Origin of the sequence: Aeromonas dhakensis (genome assembly GCF_000820305.1) — a bacterium.
GTDB classification, from domain to species: Bacteria; Pseudomonadota; Gammaproteobacteria; order Enterobacterales; family Aeromonadaceae; genus Aeromonas; species Aeromonas dhakensis.
Window position 1 is genome coordinate 1 of the sequence record NZ_CDBH01000071.1, and the last position, 20,024, is coordinate 20,024.

Below are 20,024 nucleotides of genomic sequence, written 5' to 3' on the forward strand. Positions count from 1 at the left end.
TTCTGGGTATCAGCACCATTAAATATTAAAGCCTCCCAATCGGGAGGCTTTTTTGTTTCTGCTTTTTCAATTCATCGATATCTGTCTGGCATCGAGATAGAAACGGGGCTGCCCAGAAGCTTCTATCTGGATGGCGGCCACCAGTCGTTCATCGCGCTTGTATTCCCACTGCTTCTCTATCGAGGTCAACGGTGGCTTGCTGATGCCCAGCGTCTGCAGATACTCGTGAAACAAGCCTGCGCTGCCGATCTCGGTCAATCCTGCTTTCATCCCAATCAACTCCCTTTTATTGTTGCTGTCTATCAATAGTAACAGTCTCATATGTATTCAATATGAACGCTTTTCTATCAAATTGATCCAAGCTAAGTTGTGGTTTGAAAAAGCAATTGGCGGCTGAAAAAAGGAAGAAAAACATGCTGATAAAGAACCTGCGCCTGGCCGGCAGGGAGGGGACCTGGCAGATCCTCTGCCAGGATGGCCTGATCCGTGCCATCGAGCCCATGAGCACTCATCTGCTCTCCACCCATGAGCTGGATGGGGAGGAGGGGCTCGCCATTGCCCCCTTTATCGAACCGCACATCCATCTCGATACCACCCAGACGGCGGGCGAGCCGAGCTGGAACCTCTCCGGCACCCTGTTCGAGGGGATAGAACGCTGGGCCGAGCGCAAGGCACTGTTGACCCACGAGGATGTGAAACGGCGCGCCATCCAGACGCTGAAGTGGCAGATCGCCAACGGTATCCAGTTCGTCCGTACCCACGTCGATGTCTCCGATCCCAATCTGGTCGCTCTCAAGGCGATGCTGGAGGTGAGGGAAGAGATGAAGGAGTGGGTGGAGCTGCAGATCGTCGCCTTTCCGCAGGAGGGGATCCTCTCCTACCCGAACGGCAAGGCGTTGCTGGAAGAGGCCCTCAAGCTGGGTGCCGACGTGATCGGTGCCATCCCCCATTTCGAGTTTACCCGGGAATACGGGGTCGAAAGTCTGCACTATGTGTTCGATCTTGCCGAGAAGTATCAGGTTCTGGTGGATGTGCACTGTGACGAGATCGATGACGAGCAGTCCCGCTTCATCGAGACGCTGGCGACCCTGGCCTACGAGCGCGGCATGGGTCAGCAGGTGACCGCCAGCCACACCACCGCCATGCACTCCTACAACGGGGCCTATGCGTCGCGCCTGTTCCGGCTGTTGAAGCTGGCGGACCTCAACTTCGTCGCCAATCCGCTGGTGAATATCCACCTGCAGGGGCGGTTCGACAGTTATCCCAAGCGTCGCGGCATCACCCGGGTGAAGGAGATGCTGGCGGCGAACATCAACGTTTGCTTCGGTCACGACGATGTGTTCGACCCCTGGTATCCCATGGGGACGGCCAACATGCTGCAGGTGTTGCACATGGGGCTGCATGTCTGCCAGATCATGGGGTACGAAGAGATCAACGACAGCCTCAAGCTGATCGGCAGTCACAGCGCCCGCACCCTGAATGTGCAGGATCGCTACGGCATCGAGCTGGGCAAACCGGCCAACCTGCTGATCCTGCCTGCCGAAAACGGCTTCGATGCGGTGCGCCGCCAGGTGCCGGTACGCTACTCCATTCGCCATGGCAAACTGATTGCCGAGACCAGGCCGGCCCAAACTACGCTGCACCTGGCGCAGAGCGAACCGGTCGATTTTCGCCGTTGAGCCGAGGGCGTCGATTAATTGCCCTGCTGTCCCCCCGGGTCGACATTTTGCATAATGTCGGCCTGATACTGTGGAGTCTGCTTCCATGCAAACCTGGTTATTTGTTGCTGCCGGCGGAGCCATCGGTGCCTGCCTGCGTTTTGGCATCGCCGAGCTGATGGCGCTGCTGCTGGGGCGCCACTTCCCCTACGGCACCCTGATGGTCAATCTGATCGGCTCCTTCATCATGGGGGTAGCCTACGCCCTCATCCTGCACGGCCACATAGCCGAACACCCGATGAAGCCGCTGTTGATGGTGGGGATCCTCGGTGCCCTCACCACCTTCTCCTCTTTTGCGCTGGACACGGTAGCGCTGGCCCAGCATGGCGCTTATCTCAAGGCGCTGCTCAACATCGGCCTCAACCTGTTTCTCTGTCTGGCCATGGTGGTGCTGGGGATGCAGTTGGTCGCCAGCCGGGTTTAAGGTGTCCGCACGCCATTGGCTCTGGTAAACTGGCGGCCATTCTTTGCTCTATGGGTGTTTAAGGGATGTCAGAACAGACTACGACAACGCATTTTGGCTTTAAAACCGTGGCCGCGACCGAGAAGGAAACCCTGGTCGCCGGCGTCTTCCATTCGGTGGCAGCCAAGTATGATCTGATGAACGATCTGATGTCGTTCGGCATCCACCGCCTGTGGAAGCGCTTCACCATCGACTGCTCCGGTGTGCGCAAGGGCCAGAAGGTGCTGGATCTGGCCGGTGGTACCGGCGATCTGACCGCCAAGTTCTCCCGCATCGTGGGTGAAACCGGTCAGGTGGTGCTGGCCGACATCAACGATTCCATGCTCAAGGTGGGTCGCGACAAGCTGCGCAACCTGGGGGTGGCCAACAACGTCTCCTACGTTCAGGCCAACGCCGAGGCGCTCCCCTTCCCGGACAACCATTTCGACGTCATCACCATCGGCTTCGGCCTGCGCAACGTTACCGACAAGGACAAGGCGCTCGCCTCCATGTTCCGGGTACTGAAGCCGGGCGGCCGTCTGCTGGTGCTGGAGTTCTCCAAGCCGGTGAGCGAAGTGATCGCCAAGCTCTATGACCTTTACTCCTTCAAACTGCTGCCGAAAATGGGCGAAATCGTCGCGAACGACAGCGAAAGCTACAAATACCTGGCGGAATCCATCCGCATGCACCCGGATCAGCAGACCCTGGCCGGCATGATGGAAAATGTCGGTTTCGAGCAGGTGGAGTTCTACAACCTGACCCAGGGCGTGGTCGCCCTGCACCGCGGTTACAAGTTTTAAGGTCGCCTATGCCGATGGATGCCATGGTCACCGCGGTGATCGAAACCAGCCTCAACCGGCTGCTGGAACTGGACAAGCAGAGCCCCGAGCGGTTGCGCAAGCTGGCGGGCAAGGTACTCAAGCTGGAGCTGCGCGAGCTCAAGCCGCTCTGGTTTGTCTTCTCCGGGCGCCGGCTGGATGTGCTGGCCAAGTTTGAAGGGGAGGCCGATGCGGTGCTGAGCCTCTCCCTGACCGCCCTCGGCCTGCTCAAGGATCCCTCTGCCCTGACCCGCTACATCCGCGAGGAGAAGCTGGATCTGAGCGGCGACCCCCAGCTGGTGCAGGCGTTCAGCGTGCTGCTGGGTGAGCTCGACATCGACTGGGAAGAGGAGCTGTCCCGCTATACCGGCGACGTGCTGGCCCACACCCTGCTGCGTGGTGCCCGTCAGGCGCGTCGCTTGCTGGGCCGTGAACTGTGCCGCAGCCAGCGTCAGCTGGCCGAGTACCTGACCGAAGAGATCCGGCTTGCGCCGGGTCCGCTGGAAGTGGCCAGCTTCAACGACGATGTCGAGCTGCTGGCGCAACAGATGAAAGCGGTCGAGCTGCGGCTGGCCCGCTTCGAACAGCGGGTAGCCTGATGACACCGAAGGAGTTCAAGCGCCTCTATCGCATCATCAGCATCCTGCTGGAGCAGGGTATCGACGAGCTGGTGCCCGCCCGTTACCAGCCCTGGCCCGGCCGGCTGGCCCGCCGCAGCCTGTTCTGGCTCAAGAACAAACGCCAGGAGCTGAGCCGTGGTGCTCGTATCCGGCTCGCCTTTGAGGCGCTCGGCCCCATCTTCATCAAGTTCGGTCAGATGCTCTCGACCCGGCGCGATCTGCTGCCGCCGGATATCGCCGAAGAGCTGGCCTTGCTGCAGGACAGGGTGCCCCCCTTCTGCGGTCAGGCCGCCCGTCGCCAGATCGAGGCGAGCCTGGGCTGCACCATCGAGACACTGTTTGACGACTTCGACGAGACGCCGCTGGCGTCCGCCTCCATCGCCCAGGTGCATACCGCCAGGCTGAAGGAGAACGGCCGCGAGATCGTCATCAAGGTGATCCGCCCCGATATAGAACCGGTCATCGAGGCCGACCTGCGGCTGATGCAGGCGCTGGCCCGCCTGGTGGCCCGTTTCGTGCCCCAGAGCGGACGACTGCGCCCCATCGAGGTGGTGGAGGAGTATCGCAAGACCATCCTCGACGAGCTCAACCTGATGCGGGAGGCGGCCAACGCCATCCAGCTGCGCCGCAACTTCACCGGCTCAGAGGCGCTCTACGTGCCCGAGGTGTTCACCGAGCACTGCCGCGAGCAGGTGCTGGTGATGGAGCGGATCTACGGCATTCCGGTCTCCGACATCGCGGCGCTGGAGGCCAACGGCACCAACATGAAGCTGCTGGCCGAGCGCGGGGTGGAGGTGTTCTTCACCCAGGTGTTCCGCGACAGCTTCTTCCACGCCGACATGCACCCGGGCAACATCTTCGTCTCCTATGAGCACCCCGAGAATCCGCTCTGGATCGGCATCGACTGCGGCATCGTCGGCACCCTCAACCGGGAAGACAAGCGCTACCTGGCGGAGAACTTCCTCGCCTTCTTCAACCGCGACTACCGCCGGGTGGCCGAGCTGCACGTGGAGTCCGGCTGGGTGCCGCCCGATACCAAGGTGGACGAGTTCGAGTTCGCCATCCGCACCGTGCTCGAGCCCATCTTCGAGAAGCCGCTCTCCGAGATCTCGTTCGGCCACGTGCTGCTCAACCTTTTCAACACCGCCCGTCGCTTCAACATGCAGGTGCAGCCGCAGCTGGTGTTGCTGCAGAAAACCCTGCTCTATGTGGAAGGGCTGGGTCGTCAGCTCTATCCCCAGCTGGATCTGTGGCAGACCGCCAAACCCTATCTGGAAAACTGGATGTACCAGCAGGTGGGGCCCAAGGCGGTGTGGACCGCCATCAAGGAGAAGGCGCCATTCTGGGCGGAGAAGCTGCCGGAACTGCCGGAGCTGGTCTACGAGACCCTGCGCCAGACTCGCCATCAACAGCACCATTTCGACCAGATGTTCGCCGAGTTCCGCCGTCACAGCCGTCGGCAGGGACAGGCTCGCTACCTCTTAGGGGTTGGAGCCAGCCTGCTATTGGCCGGTGTATTCTTGCTGACCCAAAAACAACACATTGAGTGGGGACAAATCAGCCTCGCCGGCGCCGGGTTATGCTGGCTGCTGGGTTGGTTGCGGACCCGTTCTCATTAAATAAACCGCGCCAGCGGGCGCCTGTCCTGGAGATAAACATCATGGGTGGTATCAGTATTTGGCAATTGTTGATCATCGCAGTCATCGTCGTGCTGCTGTTTGGTACCAAGAAGCTGCGTGGCATCGGTGGTGATCTGGGCGCCGCGGTCAAGGGTTTCAAGAAGGCAATCTCCGACGAGCCGAGCGATGCCAAGTCCGAGCAGAAGGATGCCGAGTTTCCGCCGAAGCAGCTGAACGAAGCGGCCGGCCAGCCTAGCGATGCCGCCAAGCAGAAAGATAAAGATCAGGCCTAAGCCATGTTCGATATCGGTTTCTGGGAGCTGGTTGTCATTGGTGTCGTCGCCCTGGTGGTGCTCGGCCCCGAGCGGCTGCCCGTGGCGATCCGTACCGCCAGCCACTGGATCAGACTGATCCGCAGCACCGCCAACTCGGTCAAGGCCGAGCTGGAGCAGGAGCTCAAGTTGCAGGATCTGCACAACGACCTGAAGAAGGCCGAACAGCTGCAGATGAACAACCTGAGCCCCGAGCTGCAGGAGTCTATCGAGCAGCTGAAAGCGGCCGCACAATCGGTGACCCGTCCATACGAACAGCAAAACACCATCCATCCTGCACCGGCATCGGCCCAGGTGAAGGAGGAGCCGGTGCCGCCAGCCGCCGCGGCGGCCGCGCCGGAACAGACTGCGATCGTGGATGAGCGCTCCGGTGCCCAGCCACGTACCGAACAAGGGGAGGTGAAGCAGCCATGAGTCAGGCCGAGCAACCTCTGATCAGCCACCTGGTGGAGCTGAGAACGCGCCTGCTGCGTTCCATCACTGCCATCCTGCTGGTGTTCATCGCGCTGATCTACTTCTCCAACAACATCTACGACTTCGTGGCCCAGCCGCTGCTCAGCCAGCTGCCGGAAGGGACCAGCATGATAGCGACGGACGTGGCGACGCCCTTCCTGACGCCCATCAAGCTGACCCTGGTGGTCTCCTTCTTCGTGGCGATCCCCTATCTGCTCTACCAGGCTTGGGCCTTCATCGCCCCCGGTCTGTACCAGCATGAACGGCGTCTCATCATGCCGCTGGTCGCCTCCAGTGCCGTGCTGTTCTACGCCGGCATGGCGTTTGCCTACTACGTGGTGTTCCCGCTGGTGTTCGGTTTCTTCACCAGCACCGCGCCCGCCGGGGTAACGGTGGCGACCGACATCGCCAGCTATCTGGACTTCGTGCTGACCCTGTTCTTCGCATTCGGGGTGGCGTTCGAAATTCCGGTAGCCACCATACTGCTGTGCTGGACCGGGGTGACCACCCCCAAGAGCCTGAAGGAGAAGCGTCCCTACGTCGTCGTCGGGGTGTTCGTGGTCGGCATGCTGTTGACGCCGCCCGATGTCTTTTCCCAGACCCTGCTCGCGATCCCCATGTGGGCTTTGTGGGAGATAGGTCTGTTCTTCGCCCGCTTTTACGTGAAGAAAGAGGACGAGGAGCAACAGGAATCAACGGAAGAGGGGAGCTGAGGCTCCCTTCCTCTTTTCATGCTCCCGTTCGAGGCGTATGGTAAGGCCCCATCGAGTAGATGGTTTTCAAATACCTGATATGTCTTCCTTTTGTTCGGACCCGCTGACCCCATGATCGACATAGGTGTAAACCTGACCAGCAGCCAGTTCGCCGATGAACAGGCCGATCTGGTGGCCCGCGCCCGCGCCGCCGGGGTGGAGGCGCTGATCCTGACCGGCACCGATCTGATCGGCAGTCACGAGAGCGCCACCCTGGCCGCCCGCTGGCCTGGCTACTGTTTCTCCACCGCCGGGGTCCATCCCCACGATGCCAAGAGCGTCGATGAGGCGACCCTGCCCGCCCTGCGTGAGCTGGCGGCGCTGCCACAGGTGGTGGCCATCGGCGAGTGCGGTCTCGACTACAACCGCGACTTCTCGCCCCGTCCGGTGCAGGACGCGGTGTTCGACGCCCAGCTGGCGCTGGCCGCCGAGCTCGGGATGCCGGTGTTTCTCCATTGCCGCGATGCCCACGCCCGTTTCATCGAGATCCTGCGCCCCTGGCTGCCCAAACTGCCGGGGGCCGTGCTGCACTGCTTCACTGGCTCCGATGAGGAGCTGGACCAGTGTCTGGCGCTGGGGCTGCATATCGGGGTGACCGGCTGGCTCTGCGACGAACGCCGCGGTCAGCAGTTGCGTGAACAGGTGGCCCGCATTCCGGCCGGCCGGCTGATGATAGAGACGGACGCCCCCTACCTGGTGCCGCGGGATCTGAAACCCAGACCCAAACGCAACGAACCCGCTTTTTTGCCGCACATCGCCCAGGTGGTGGCGGCCTGCCGTGGTGAAGCGCCCGAGGCCTTGCTGGCCCATACCCGGGCCACCTCCGCCGCATTTTTCCAACTTCCTCTTTTGGAGTGACTCATGGCTACAACTCTTCCAGGCGCCTTTCCGGGCCGCCGCCTGCGCCGGGTGCGCAAACATGATTTCAGCCGTCGTCTGGTGCGCGAGAACGTACTGACCGCCAATGATCTCATCTACCCCGTGTTCGTGCTGGAGGGGGAGAACCGCCGTGAAGCCGTCCCCTCCATGCCGGGGGTGGAGCGTCTCTCCATCGATCTGTTGCTGGAGGAGGCCGCCGAACTGGTGGCACTTGGCGTGCCGGCCATCGCCCTGTTCCCGGTCACCCCGCTGGAGCAGAAGAGCCTGCTGGCGGAAGAGGCCTACAACCCGGACGGGCTGGCCCAGCGCACAGTGCGTGCCTTGAAGGCCCGCTTCCCGGAGCTGGGGGTCATCACCGACGTGGCGCTCGACCCGTTTACCACCCACGGTCAGGATGGCATCATCGATGATGAAGGCTATGTGCTGAACGACATCACCACCGAAATCCTGGTGAAACAGGCGCTCTCCCATGCTGCCGCCGGGGTCGATATCGTGGCGCCGTCCGACATGATGGATGGCCGTATCGGTGCCATTCGCGCGGCGCTGGAAGAGAACGGCTTCATCAACACCCAGATCATGGCCTACTCCGCCAAGTACGCTTCCTGCTACTACGGCCCGTTCCGCGACGCGGTCGGCTCGGCCGGCAACCTCGGCAAGAGCAACAAGGCCACCTATCAGATGGATCCGGCCAACAGCAACGAAGCCCTGCACGAGGTGGCGCTGGATATCCAGGAAGGGGCCGACAGCGTGATGGTCAAGCCGGGCATGCCCTATCTGGACGTGATCCGCCAGGTGAAGGATCAGTTCGGCGTGCCGACCTTTGCCTACCAGGTGAGCGGCGAGTACGCCATGCACATGGCGGCGATCCAGAACGGCTGGCTGAAGGAGAAGGAGAGCATCATGGAGTCCCTGCTCTGCTTCAAGCGGGCCGGGGCCGACGGCATCCTCACCTACTTCGCCAAGCGCGTGGCGCAGTGGCTGAAGGAAGATGCCCGGACCTGATGGCAGGACGCCTTCAGTGCAATGCAGACAATGCCGGCCCCGGGGCCGGCATTGTCGTTTCTGGGGGGCTATCTGGTCGTTTTGTGCGCACCTTTTGACCAAATGTGGGCAGCGGCCCTCGCTCTCGATGGCAAAGGCTTGATTAATGGGGTTTCTGCCTACATCTTAGGTAGTCCAAGCAAGCTTCTGGACGGCAGGGGCTGTAGAGAATTTAGAGGTATTGCCGGATGACTAACCCTTTGCTGACAATGGACTCGCTGCCCCCGTTCAGCCAGATCCAGCCCGACCAGGTACAGCCTGCCGTGACGCAGGCCATTGCCGATTGCAAACAGAAGATCAGCGATGTGCTGGCCCAGCGCGAGCCCCATACCTGGGACAGCCTGATCGCCCCGCTGGAAGAGGTAAATGACCGTCTGTCCCGGATCTGGTCGCCGGTCAGCCACCTCAACTCCGTGCTCAACAGCGAGGCGCTGCGCGAGGCCCACGACGCCTGCCTGCCGCTGCTGTCCGAATTCCAGACCTATGTCGGCCAGCACGAAGGGCTCTATCAAGCCTACCTGGCTCTCTCCGAGAGCGACGATTTCCCCCTGCTGAGCGCCGCCCAGCGCAAGGAGATCCAGAATACCCTGCGCGATTTTCGCCTGTCTGGCATCGGCCTGCCTGCCGAGGCACAGCAGCGCTACGGCGAGATACAGGCCCGTCTCTCCGAGCTGGCCTCCCGTTTCAGCAACAACGTGCTGGACGCGACCCAGGGTTGGAGCAAGCTGGTTACCGACGAGGCTGAGCTGGCCGGGCTGCCTGCGAGTGCACAGGCCGCCGCTCGCCAGCTGGCCGAGCTGAAGGGCAAGGAAGGCTGGCTGTTCACTCTGGACATCCCCTCCTACCTGCCGGTGATGATGTATGCCGACAACCGCGCCCTGCGCGCCGAGCTGTACGAGGCCTTCACCACCCGCGCCTCCGACCAGGGCCCTAATGCCGGCAAGTGGGACAACTCCGCCATCATGACCGAGCTGCTCACCCTGCGCCGCGAGCTGGCCCAGCTGCTCGGCTTTGCCAACTACGCCGAGCTCTCCCTTGCCACCAAGATGGCGGACAAGCCGGAGCAGGTGGTGAACTTCCTCACCGATCTGGCGCGCCGCTCCCTGTCGCAGGGCAAGGCCGAGCTCGAAGAGATCCGCGCCTTCGCCAGCGAACAGCACGGCCAGAGCGAGCTGGCGGCCTGGGATATTCCCTATTACGCCGAGAAGCTCAAGCAGCACAAGTTCTCCATCTCCGACGAGCAGCTGCGCCCCTACTTCCCCGCCGGCAAGGTGGTGAAAGGGCTGTTCGAGGTGGTCAAGCGGGTGTTCGGCATGAAGGTGCGCGAGCGCCTCGGCATCGACACCTGGCACCCGGACGTGCGCTTCTACGACATCTTCGACGCCGAGGACGAGCTGCGCGGCAGCTTCTACCTCGACCTCTATGCCCGTGAGCACAAGCAGGGCGGCGCCTGGATGGATGTCTGCCTGGGTCGTCGCTACCGTCAGGACGGCTCGCTGCAAAAGCCGGTGGCCTACCTGACCTGCAACTTCAACGGCCCGGTGGATGGCAAACCGGCCCTGTTCACCCACAACGAAGTGGTCACCCTGTTCCACGAGTTCGGTCACGGCATTCACCACATGCTGACCCGGATCGACGTGGCCGGCGTGGCCGGCATCAACGGCGTGGCCTGGGACGCGGTGGAGCTGCCGAGTCAGTTCCTCGAGAACTGGTGCTGGGAGTCCGAGGCACTGGCCTTCATCTCCGGCCATCACGAGACCGGCGAGCCGCTGCCAGCCGATCTGCTGGAGAAGATGCTGACCGCCCGCAACTTCCAGGCGGCCATGCAGATGCTGCGCCAGCTGGAGTTCGCCCTGTTCGACTTCCGTCTGCACCAGGAGTTTGACCCGACCAATGCGGATCAGATCCCGGCGCTGCTGGACGAGGTGCGTCGCGAGGTGGCGGTGATGACGCCGCCGGCCTTCAACCGCTTCCAGCACAGCTTCTCCCACATCTTCGCCGGCGGTTATGCGGCGGGCTACTACAGCTACAAGTGGGCGGAAGTGCTCTCCGCCGACGCCTTCTCCCGCTTCGAGGAGGAGGGGATCTTCAACCCGGTGACCGGCCACTCCTTCCTGAAGAACATCTTGGAGAAGGGCGGTTCCAAGGAGCCGATGGAGCTGTTCCGCGCCTTCCGTGGCCGTGAGCCTCAGGTGGATGCCTTGTTGCGCCACAGCGGGATTGCCGCATGAGGCTGCAGGCCCCGCCAGGCGTGAGCTTCAAGCAGGTACACCTCTGCCACAGAGTGCGATCACCGCGTGATTTTTGAGATAAAAAGGGACCTTTTGGTCCCTTTTCTCAAGGCATTTTAATATCTTGCGGATAGCATGTTTGCACTGTTCCCGCCTCTTCAGTAGAGTCGGGGTCTACCTTCCAAGGAGAGAAAGAACCTTGCCATGAGGCGAGCACTCGAGTCTGTCTATCAAATCATCTCAAGTCTGTCTCATTCGAGTGGTCAGGGATATTTCGATACCTTTGTGAGTGAAATCGCAGCAGCGGTCGGGGCCGACTTCGTCCTGATTTCGGGTAGGGATCAAGCGGGGCTCTCCTGCAAGGTGCATGCAACCTATCCTGTCTCTCTCGATACGACCCGCTTCAGTTTTCCGGTCAGCGCCACCCTGGGGGAGATCACCCTGCAGGAGGGCGAGGCCTGGTTCAGCGATCGGGTACAGCAGCTGTTCCCCCACGCCGCCGTGTTGCAGGCCTGGCAGATCCAGGCCTATGCCGGCATCGCCCTCAAGAGTGCGCAGGGGGAGACAGTGGGCATCTGCAGCCTGCTGTTCAAGCGGCCGCTCACCAACATGGACAAGGTGATGGGCCTGCTGCGCCTGCTGGCTCCGCTGGCCGGACGCGAACTGGCGCTGATGCTGCAGCAGCCGGCGCCGCCCCAGCCCGAGTACCACGATTTTCTGCACACCATGATGTCCCACGCCCCGGTGGGGATCGGCAAGCTCGATCTGGACGGCAAGATCCTCTGGACCAATCCGGCCATCGAAAAGATGCTGGGCTACAGCCAGGAGGAGCTGGTTCATCGCAACGCCGCCGAACTCAATCATCCGGAAGACTGGCTGCGCAGCGTCGCCTGCTATGAGGAGCTCAGGCGTGGCGAGCGTACCGCCTTCACCCAGGAGAAGCGTTATCTGCACCGTGACGGCCAGCTGCTGTGGGGGCGGGTTACCGTGACCCTGGTGCGGGACGACCAATTGCAGCCCGACTACCTGATGGTGGTGCTGGAGAACATAGACCCCCTCAAACGTCACGCCGAGCAGCTCAAGCTCTCCCACCGGGTCTATGACAACTTGTCAGAGGCTATCCTGGTGTGCGACGCCGACAGTCGCATCATCTCGGTCAACCCGGCGTTCGAACAGATCACCGGCTACAGCGAGGAGGAGGTGTGCGGCCAGCGCCCCAGCCTGCTCAAGTCCGGCTTGCACGATCAGGCCTTCTACGCCGACATGTACCACGCGCTGGAGCGGGTGGGGGTCTGGCGCGGCGAGGTGTGGAACAAGCGCAAGAACGGCAAGCTCTACCCCCAGCAGCTGATGATCAGCACCCTGCGGGAAGGGGGGCGGATCAGCCAGTACATCGCCATCTTCAGCGATCTCTCCCAGACCAAGCTGGCGGAGCAGAAGATCGCCGCCCAGGCCAACTACGACAATCTCACCGGGCTGCCCAACCGCTGGCTGTTCGGCCGCTGCCTCAGCCGCTTCTGCGAGCGGGGCGAGCGCTTCGCGCTGATGGTGCTCGACCTCAACAACTTCAAGGCGGTCAACAACAGCATGGATCACCATGCCGGTGACGCCCTGCTGCGGGAGGTGTCGGATCGGCTGGTGAGCCGGGTGCGCACCGAAGATCTGGTGGCCCGCATCGGCGGCGACGAGTTCGCCTTCCTGGTGCCCGGCATCGTCAACCGCCGCCAGGCCGAGGTGTTTGCCAAGCAGGTGGTCGGCGGCTTCGCCCGCCCCTTCATGCTGGCCAACCAGCACCTCTACGTGACGGCTACCATCGGCATCACCCTCTGCCCGGGCGATGGGCTGGAGAGCGACGAGCTGCTGCGCAACGCCGAGCAGGCGCTGTTTGCCGCCAAGCGGCAGGGAAGGCTGCTCGGCAGCTACTGCGCCTCCATGCGCGAAGAGGTGCGCCAGCGTCACCAGATGCAGCAGGATCTGGCGGAGGCGATCAAGCTCGAGCAGCTGACCATGGCCTACCAGCCGATCTGGGACAACCGCAGCGGCCGGGTCGCCAAGCTGGAGGCGCTGGTGCGCTGGTATCACCCGCACTGGGGTCAGGTGTCGCCGGCGGACTTCATCCCGCTGGCGGAGGAGGCCGGGCTCATCCAGGGGCTGGGGGCGCTGGTGCTGTGGCAGTCGTGCCGGGATCTGGCGCGGCTGCAGCAATCCGGCTTCCCGGATCTGCAGATGTCCATCAACCGCTCCACCCTGGAGTTCCAGACCATAGATCCGGAGGCGAGCGAGTGGCTCAAGGTGATCCACCACTTCGGACTGGACCCGGCGGACATCGTCATCGAGATCACCGAATCCCTGCTGATGGAGACCAGCGATCAGCACAGGGTGCGGATCGATGCCCTGCGCGAGGCAGGCTGCAAGCTGGCCATCGACGACTTCGGTACCGGCTACTCGGCGCTCAATTATCTGCGCAACTTCCCGGTGGACCTGGTGAAGATCGACCGGGCCTTCGTGCGCCACATCCCGTTCAACGAGCAGGACCGGCTGCTGCTGGACGGCATCATCAACATAGTGCACAACCTCGGCATGCAGGTGGTGATCGAGGGGGTGGAGACCCGCGAGCAGCTCAACTTCCTCTGCCAGAAGGGGTGTGCCTTCACCCAGGGTTATCTGCTGAGCCGGCCGCTCGCCTACGACGACCTCACCGAGTATTTGCAGCTCAACGATAAGAGCATGTTCTTGCAGACCAGCTGACCCTTACTGCGCCGCTTTCATCCTCTCCTGTTTCTCCTTCAGTGTCCGGTAATCCTCCCCGAGATAGCGCAGATAGATGCGATCCAGCACCCCTTCGTCCAGCATCTGCTGCAGCGCCTTGTTGTAGGCGGGCAGCAGGTCAGCCTTCTGCTTGCCGAAGCAGAGGTAGAGCGGAGTCGAGTCGAGAAAGGGAGTGAGCGCGCGGATCTTGACGTCCTGCTCTCTGGAGAGAATGGGGGCCGAGAAGTAATCCAGCACTATCAGGTCGACCCGGCTCTTCTCCAGCATCAGCAGCAGCTGCTTGTCGGAGTGGGCCTTGATGGGCACCCAGCCGGTGAAGTGCTTGATCCTGTCGGTGTAGTCATAGCCCCTGACCATCCCCACTTTCAGCCCCTTGGCCATCTCCCACGAGAAGGTTTGCAGCGGACTGTCGCTGCGCACATAGGCGGCCAGCGGGTAGAAGGCGGTGGCAAGATCGGAGTGGTAGCAGCCGGGGAGGGGCGCGTTGTCGAGAATGCCGTCCGCCAGCTCGGTGTTGACGTACTGTTCACAGCGTCCCCACGGCAGTTCGAGCAGGGTGAGCTGCATGCCGAGGCGGTGTGCCACCTCCTGATGGATCTCGACCGATATGCCCTCCATCAGCTTGCCCTGTTCGGCGTAGGAGAAGGGGGGCCAGTCAACGCCACAGACCTTGAGCTGGCCGCCGCTCTGGGCGGCAAGCAGCAGGGTGATAAGCAGGTGCATGGGGTTTCCTCCCTACAGCCACGCAAAGGGGCTGTGATACACTCGGTTCACTGAACTTAGAATGCATCCAGAGCCCATGCAAATCCTCCTCGAAGACCCCGCCAAGGCGGCCCAGGCAGAAGCCCTGAGCAGCCAGCTTGACCAGATCGACCTGCCCCAGTTTGCCCTGGTGTTCACCCCGGAGCGGCTGGAGCTGCGCAAGCTGGACGAACCCAAGCTGGGCGCCGTCTACGTGGATTTCGTCGAAGGGGCTGTGGCTCATCGCCGCAAGTTCGGCGGTGGCCGTGGCCAGTCCATCGCCAAGGCGGTGGGGCTCAAGGCGGGCGCCATGCCGACCGTGGTGGATGCCACCGCCGGGCTGGGACGCGATGCCTTCGTGCTCGCCTCCCTCGGCTGCAAGGTGACCATGATTGAGCGCAGCCCCGTGGTGGCCGCTCTGTTGCAGGACGGGCTGGCGCGCGCCGCGCAGGATCCCGAGATCGGCCCCTGGGTGCGCGAGCGGATGCAACTGCTGCACGGCCCTGCGGTGGAGACCCTGCTGGGATTGGCCGAGCGGCCGGATGTCATCTACCTCGACCCCATGTTCCCCCACAAGCAGAAGTCGGCGCTGGTGAAAAAAGAGATGCGGGTGTTCCAGTCGCTGGTGGGGGCGGATCTCGACGCCGATGCCCTGCTGCCGGTGGCGCTCACCATGGCAGACCGGCGGGTAGTGGTGAAGCGGCCGGACTACGCCGGCTGGCTCAACGAGCAGAAGCCGAGCATGGCCATCGAGACCAAGAGCAACCGCTTCGATGTCTACGTGATGGCGGCGCTGGCGGGGTAACGCCGCACGCGAGGGATATAAAGAAGAGGGCCAACCTGATGAGGTTGGCCCTCTTGCCATCTACTTGCTGTCGGCTGGCGGGGCAAAGCGGACCAGCTTCTCCTCCCCCTGCCAGTTGAGCGCCATGGTCGCCAGCTCCGCCAGGCTGAGGCGTTCGCCACCGTGCAGCAGCAGGTACTCGACCCCTTCTCTGGCCTCTATGGTGCGGATCTTGTCCGCCCACTGGCGGCCATCCTTACAGGTGAGGGTGACCGGCAGCTGCCAGCTGGCGGCGATCTCCAGCCAGTCGTAGAGATCGCAACTGATGGGTTGGTATCTGCTCATGCGGTCGTCCCCCTTGTCGCCCGTTACTGGAAGTTGATGCTGGTGGTGGGTGCCACCACCGTCTGGGCCTTCTGCACCTGTTCCAGTTGCAGCGGGTCGTCGGCCACTGCCGGATCATCCTCGTCGCCGTTGCAGACCAGTACCAGATCGTAGCTGCCGAGATTGACAAATCCCAGCTCGTAGCCAAAGCCGCCTCCGGTCTGCGGCAGTACGGGAGCGCTGGCGTAGAAGCCGTTGTCGCTGTCGGCCATGTCGGGATAGGCGTCGTCACCCACCGGGCGCAGCTCGTCATAGAAGTAGACGAATGCCTTGTCGGTCAGCTGGCCACCGCACAGCCCGGCCGCGACCGAGCCCTTGACGGTGGCGACCTGAGTGTTGTTCACCAGCCGTACGCCTCTCGGTTTGAGCTTGTAGTACTGCTCGTGGCCTGGCAGCACCATGGACTGGCGCAGATCGAATTCGGTGGTGAAGGCACTGAGGCCGTTGGCGGCGATGGTGAAGGCGTCCAGCTTGAGCTCGCTGCTGGGCACCTCCAGCGGCTTGATCACCCCATCATCCTGCTTGACGTAGGAGTAGGGGGTGCCGTCCAGAAACTGGTTGGCGACCTCCCGCCCGTCCAGCACCCGCAGCCGCATCTGGCTGTAGTTGCCGGGCACCACGCTCTGGCTGGCCAGCAGGGGGCGACTGGCGGACCCCTGATAACTCAGCAGATCGATGTAGGTAAACAGCGGCCTCCCTGCGCTGTCGAGCGGAATGGTCTCGCCGCTCGGGGTGCAACCATCGTCCTGGGTCGAGGTGAGGAAGCTGGCGGTGGTCCAGCTCTGCTCGGTGCCGGCGACGGGGTGGATGCTGATGTTGGAGACGGCGATGCAGACCTTGCTGACGCCATCTACCGGGGCGTCGGAGAAGGCCAGCGAGAGCTGGGCCTGTGGTGGCTGGCTGCTGTTGTCGCCGCCCCCGCCGCCGCAGGCGGTGAGCAGGGCGGTCAGTCCGATCAGGGTCAAAGGTTTCATGGCGTCCATTCCGGTTGGTTGTGAAGACAACCCTACTCTAGTCGAACGTAGGCCATGAAGGGGGAGGCGGAGCCCAGACGCAAGGGCGGGATCAGCCCGTCAGCCCAATAAAATCAAGGGGCAGGCCTGAGTGGCGCCAGTGCTGGCTGCGAAAGAGATTGTCGGAACCTTGGGTCACTGATTGGGCTGGGCCCAATCAGGCTTCCAGCAGCCGGGTAGGCCAGCCCATCTTCTGCTGGCGCTCCACCTCGAGGCGCAGCTCGCTGGCACGCAGGTAGTGCTCGTCCAGCCACCCCTTGGGCAGGGTCAGCGTCAGAGCCTCGTCATCCGCCTGCAGGGTAAAGATCGGCACCGTGCCCTGGGTGCGGCGCATGCAGAGGATTAGCGCGATGCGCAGGATGCGGGCCAGCCGGATCGCCTGGCGAGCCGTGACGGCACCCTGCTTCTCCAGTGGTTCCAGCTTGAATTCGTCCCGCTGGTTGAACAGCAGGGCCGACAGCAGCTTCTTCTGCGCGGGGGTGAAACCCGGCATGTCGATGTTGTCGATGATGTAGGCGGCGTGTTGCGGCGCCTTCTTGTACTCGATGCACAGGCCGATCTCGTGCAGCAGGGCCGCATAGCGCAGGATCGGGCGACCGTAGCGCTTGGAGAGACGCCAGGCCGGTTGCAGCTGGGTGAATGCCTCGATGGCGGTATCGCGCACCCGCTCGGCGTGTTCCTTGTCCAGCTGGTAGCGGCTGATCAGGCTGTCGGCGGTACGATCGCGGGCATCACAGTCGTGATTGTTGCCGAGCAGGCCATAGATCAGCCCCTCACGCAGGGCGCCGCCGGCCAGGGTCATGCTCTCGATGCCGAGGGTTTCGAAGATGGCGATCAGGATGGCGAGGCCGGAGGGGAACACGGTCAGCCGCTCGGCGGCCAGCCCTTCCAGTTGCAGCTGGTCGAGCTTGCCACAGGCGATGGCCTGACCCATCAGCTCCTGCAGCTTCGGCAGGGTGACACGCTCGCTCTTGCCCTGCGCCAGCATGATCTCCTGCAGCGCCTGCACCGTACCGGAGGCGCCGACGCAGGTGCGCCAGCCGAGCACGCGGTAATCGTCCGCCACTTTCTCCAGCACCGTTTTGGCGGCGGCGATGGCCTGGTTGAAGCGCGCTTCGCTCAGCTCGCCGTCACCGAAGTGGTTGTTGAGCCAGGTGACGCAGCCCATGTGCAGGCTGTTGAGCAGCTTGGCCTCGCTCTGTTCGCCGATCACCAGCTCGGTGCTGGCGCCGCCGATGTCGATCACCAGCCGGTTGCCTTCCCCCGCCGAGGTCCAGGAGACACCTTCATAGATGGTCTTGGCCTCTTCCTCACCCGAGATGATCTCGATGTTGTGGTTGAGCACCCGTTCCGCTTCACGCAGAAACTCGTCGACGTTGGTGGCCAGGCGCAGGGTTGCGGTGCCCACTACCCGGATGTTGTCGGCCGGAATATCCTGCAGCTGCTCGGAGAAGAGGCGCAGACAGTCCCAGCCCCGCTCCATGGCGGCACGGCTGAGACGAAAATCGGCATCCAGACCGGCGGCGAGGCGCACCTTGCGCTTGACCTTGGTGACGGTGCGCAGGGCTCCGGCGACCTCGCGCACCACCAGCATGTGAAAGCTGTTGGAGCCGAGGTCGATGGCGGCATAGAGAGGCGAGTTGTGCAACTGGGCCTATCCTTCAGCTTTTGCGGGGAGGACGACGACGGTTGTTGCTGTTGCCACCGCCCTGGCGATCGCGCATGTTGCGGTTCACCGGCTGACGGTTGCGGAACACCCGTTTCGGCGCGGTCACGTCATCCAGCAGCGCCTCGCGGTCATACTTGCTGACCGGGATCGGGTGGTGGATGTACTCCTCGATGGCCGGCAGGTTGAAGGCATAGTCTTCACAGGCCAGGCTGATGGAGTGACCGCTCTTGCCGGCACGACCGGTACGACCGATACGGTGTACGTAGTCCTCGGCGTCGTCGGGCAGGTCGTAGTTGAAGACGTGGGTCACGTCAGGGATGTGCAGACCACGGGCGGCCACGTCGGTGGCAACCAGGATGTCTACCGCACCCTTGGTGAAGTCCTCCAGGATCTTCATCCGCTTCTTCTGCGGCACGTCGCCGGTCAGCAGACCGACCCGGTGGCCGTCATTCTCCAGCCAGGCGTGAACGTCTTCACAGACGTGCTTGGTGTTGGCGAAGACGATGGCTTTCTCCGGCCACTCCTCTTCCATCAGGGAGAGCAGCAGCAACATCTTGTCTTCGTTGGAAGGGTAGAAGAGCTCTTCTTTGATTCGTACGCCGGTCATCTGCTCCGGCTCGACCTGCACATGTTCCGGGTGGTTCATGTGCTCGTAGGCCAGCTCCTGCACCCGCAGGGAGAGGGTGGCGGAGAACAGCATACTCAGACGCTCGGTGGCGGGCGGCATGCGGCGGAACAGGAAACGGATGTCCTTGATGAAGCCCAGATCGAACATGCGATCCGCTTCGTCCAGCACCACGACCTGGATGTTGCTCAGATCGATGACCTTGGACTTGAAGTAGTCGATGATGCGGCCTGTGGTGCCGATCAGGATGTCGACACCCTGCTCCAGCACGGCCAGCTGCTTGTCGTACCCTTCACCGCCGTAGGCGAGGCCGAGCTTGAGGCCGGTCGAGGTGGCCATGCTGTCGGCATCGTTGTAAATCTGTACTGCCAGTTCCCGGGTCGGGGCCATGATGATGGCGCGCGGCTGATTGATGAGGCGCGGCTTGGTCAGCGGGTGGGTCAGCAGATAGTTGAAGGTGGCAGCCAGGAAGGCGATGGTTTTGCCGGTACCCGTCTGGGCTTGGCCGGCGAGGTCATGGCCTTCTACCAGCAGCGGCAGAGAGAGTGCCTGGATGGGGGTGCAATAGTGAAATCCCTTTGATTCCAGACCAGCCAGAACTTCGGGTTCGAGGCCCATTTGGGCGAATTTGTCGGTCGTTAAGTGTGTTTTGCTCATGGCGGTAGGTTATCAGGTTAGGCTTGCAATAATAAACAGGATCATTTCAAATAGGGCAACTATTGCCTTTGTTGATACGTCAATAAAGCCTTAATTACTGACTGGAGTTGGAGATGAGTGACAAGATTGTTCAGCTGAGCGATGCCAGCTTCGAGGCAGATGTAATCAAAGCCGATGGCGCCGTTCTGGTCGACTTCTGGGCCGAATGGTGTGGTCCGTGCAAGATGATTGCCCCGATCCTGAACGAAGTCGCCCAAGAGTATGCCGGTCGTGTGACCGTGGCGAAATTGAACATCGACCATAACGCCGACACTCCGCCCAAATATGGCATTCGTGGTATTCCGACCCTCTTGCTGTTCAAGAATGGCGAAGTGGCAGCGACCAAGGTCGGTGCCCTGTCCAAGACTCAGCTGAAAGAGTTCCTGGACGGCAACCTGTAATAATCATCGAGGAGCGCATTGCAATAATGCGCTCCTT

At 62.3% G+C, this 20,024-nt stretch carries 20 protein-coding genes; 14 read left to right on the plus strand and 6 right to left on the minus strand.

Annotated elements, in window-relative coordinates; all coding sequences use genetic code 11:
- Nucleotides 1-66 precede the first annotated feature (66 nt).
- Complete coding sequence (locus BN1143_RS20970; RefSeq protein WP_010635577.1) at nucleotides 67-321, minus strand: hypothetical protein; 255 nt, start codon at nucleotides 319-321, stop codon at nucleotides 67-69.
- Nucleotides 322-413: 92 nt separating this feature from the next.
- Between BN1143_RS20970 and BN1143_RS20975 the strand changes: the two genes are divergently transcribed.
- The 12 genes from BN1143_RS20975 (at nucleotide 414) to BN1143_RS21030 (ending at nucleotide 13,653) form a co-directional block, all read left to right on the plus strand.
- Entirely contained in the window at nucleotides 414-1,679 is a 1,266-nt protein-coding gene (locus tag BN1143_RS20975; RefSeq protein ID WP_042052083.1) for a cytosine deaminase, read from the plus strand.
- An 85-nt stretch (nucleotides 1,680-1,764) separates the two neighbouring features.
- Nucleotides 1,765-2,142, plus strand: a complete 378-nt coding sequence (gene crcB / locus BN1143_RS20980) for a fluoride efflux transporter CrcB (RefSeq protein ID WP_005307266.1) — start codon at nucleotides 1,765-1,767, stop codon at nucleotides 2,140-2,142.
- Nucleotides 2,143-2,207: 65 nt separating this feature from the next.
- On the plus strand, nucleotides 2,208-2,960 hold the full coding sequence (ubiE, locus tag BN1143_RS20985) for a bifunctional demethylmenaquinone methyltransferase/2-methoxy-6-polyprenyl-1,4-benzoquinol methylase UbiE (protein WP_010635575.1): 753 nt from the start codon (nucleotides 2,208-2,210) through the stop codon (nucleotides 2,958-2,960).
- Nucleotides 2,961-2,968: 8 nt separating this feature from the next.
- Nucleotides 2,969-3,577: a ubiquinone biosynthesis accessory factor UbiJ gene (locus BN1143_RS20990; RefSeq protein WP_042052084.1), complete on the plus strand. Its 609-nt coding sequence runs from the start codon at nucleotides 2,969-2,971 to the stop codon at nucleotides 3,575-3,577.
- Nucleotides 3,577-5,217: a ubiquinone biosynthesis regulatory protein kinase UbiB gene (ubiB, locus tag BN1143_RS20995; RefSeq protein WP_017783285.1), complete on the plus strand. Its 1,641-nt coding sequence runs from the start codon at nucleotides 3,577-3,579 to the stop codon at nucleotides 5,215-5,217. The genes BN1143_RS20990 and ubiB overlap by 1 nt, the downstream gene beginning before the upstream one ends.
- Before the next feature lie 41 nt (nucleotides 5,218-5,258).
- The gene (gene tatA, locus BN1143_RS21000; protein ID WP_042052085.1) at nucleotides 5,259-5,510 is read left to right on the plus strand and encodes a Sec-independent protein translocase subunit TatA; all 252 of its coding nucleotides are present in this window, start codon (nucleotides 5,259-5,261) and stop codon (nucleotides 5,508-5,510) included.
- A gap of 3 nt (nucleotides 5,511-5,513) precedes the next feature.
- Nucleotides 5,514-5,963, plus strand: a complete 450-nt coding sequence (gene tatB / locus BN1143_RS21005) for a Sec-independent protein translocase protein TatB (protein WP_042052087.1) — start codon at nucleotides 5,514-5,516, stop codon at nucleotides 5,961-5,963.
- Nucleotides 5,960-6,715, plus strand: a complete 756-nt coding sequence (tatC, locus tag BN1143_RS21010) for a twin-arginine translocase subunit TatC (RefSeq protein WP_005307280.1) — start codon at nucleotides 5,960-5,962, stop codon at nucleotides 6,713-6,715. The genes tatB and tatC overlap by 4 nt, the downstream gene beginning before the upstream one ends.
- Nucleotides 6,716-6,826: 111 nt before the next feature.
- On the plus strand, nucleotides 6,827-7,612 hold the full coding sequence (locus BN1143_RS21015; RefSeq protein WP_042052088.1) for a TatD family hydrolase: 786 nt from the start codon (nucleotides 6,827-6,829) through the stop codon (nucleotides 7,610-7,612).
- A 3-nt stretch (nucleotides 7,613-7,615) separates the two neighbouring features.
- Nucleotides 7,616-8,635 (plus strand): porphobilinogen synthase, encoded by a 1,020-nt coding sequence (hemB, locus tag BN1143_RS21020; RefSeq protein ID WP_042052090.1) that lies wholly within the window; start codon nucleotides 7,616-7,618, stop codon nucleotides 8,633-8,635.
- A gap of 227 nt (nucleotides 8,636-8,862) precedes the next feature.
- Nucleotides 8,863-10,905, plus strand: a complete 2,043-nt coding sequence (gene prlC / locus BN1143_RS21025) for an oligopeptidase A (RefSeq protein ID WP_042052092.1) — start codon at nucleotides 8,863-8,865, stop codon at nucleotides 10,903-10,905.
- 204 nt (nucleotides 10,906-11,109) lie between these two features.
- A complete protein-coding gene (locus BN1143_RS21030) occupies nucleotides 11,110-13,653 on the plus strand; it encodes a putative bifunctional diguanylate cyclase/phosphodiesterase (RefSeq protein ID WP_017780570.1) in 2,544 nt (847 codons plus the stop codon).
- 3 nt (nucleotides 13,654-13,656) lie between these two features.
- Here BN1143_RS21030 and BN1143_RS21035 read toward each other — a convergent pair whose 3' ends face one another.
- Complete coding sequence (locus BN1143_RS21035) at nucleotides 13,657-14,397, minus strand: substrate-binding periplasmic protein (protein WP_042052093.1); 741 nt, start codon at nucleotides 14,395-14,397, stop codon at nucleotides 13,657-13,659.
- A 76-nt stretch (nucleotides 14,398-14,473) separates the two neighbouring features.
- Here BN1143_RS21035 and BN1143_RS21040 point away from each other — a divergent pair, with 76 nt between their 5' ends.
- Nucleotides 14,474-15,220: a class I SAM-dependent methyltransferase gene (locus BN1143_RS21040; RefSeq protein ID WP_042052104.1), complete on the plus strand. Its 747-nt coding sequence runs from the start codon at nucleotides 14,474-14,476 to the stop codon at nucleotides 15,218-15,220.
- 60 nt (nucleotides 15,221-15,280) lie between these two features.
- Here BN1143_RS21040 and BN1143_RS21045 read toward each other — a convergent pair whose 3' ends face one another.
- The 4 genes from BN1143_RS21045 to rhlB all read right to left on the minus strand — a co-directional run bounded on the left by BN1143_RS21045 (nucleotide 15,281) and on the right by rhlB (nucleotide 19,547).
- Entirely contained in the window at nucleotides 15,281-15,544 is a 264-nt protein-coding gene (locus BN1143_RS21045) for a Rho-binding antiterminator (RefSeq protein WP_042052095.1), read from the minus strand.
- Between the two features lie 23 nt (nucleotides 15,545-15,567).
- The gene (locus tag BN1143_RS21050) at nucleotides 15,568-16,557 is read right to left on the minus strand and encodes a DUF4382 domain-containing protein (RefSeq protein ID WP_042052106.1); all 990 of its coding nucleotides are present in this window, start codon (nucleotides 16,555-16,557) and stop codon (nucleotides 15,568-15,570) included.
- A gap of 196 nt (nucleotides 16,558-16,753) precedes the next feature.
- The gene (gene gppA / locus BN1143_RS21055) at nucleotides 16,754-18,244 is read right to left on the minus strand and encodes a guanosine-5'-triphosphate,3'-diphosphate diphosphatase (protein WP_010635565.1); all 1,491 of its coding nucleotides are present in this window, start codon (nucleotides 18,242-18,244) and stop codon (nucleotides 16,754-16,756) included.
- 13 nt (nucleotides 18,245-18,257) lie between these two features.
- The gene (rhlB, locus tag BN1143_RS21060; RefSeq protein WP_042052096.1) at nucleotides 18,258-19,547 is read right to left on the minus strand and encodes an ATP-dependent RNA helicase RhlB; all 1,290 of its coding nucleotides are present in this window, start codon (nucleotides 19,545-19,547) and stop codon (nucleotides 18,258-18,260) included.
- Nucleotides 19,548-19,660: 113 nt separating this feature from the next.
- On the opposite strand from rhlB, the gene trxA reads away from it, so the two are divergent.
- A complete protein-coding gene (gene trxA, locus BN1143_RS21065; protein ID WP_005307306.1) occupies nucleotides 19,661-19,987 on the plus strand; it encodes a thioredoxin TrxA in 327 nt (108 codons plus the stop codon).
- Nucleotides 19,988-20,024: the final 37 nt, after the last annotated feature.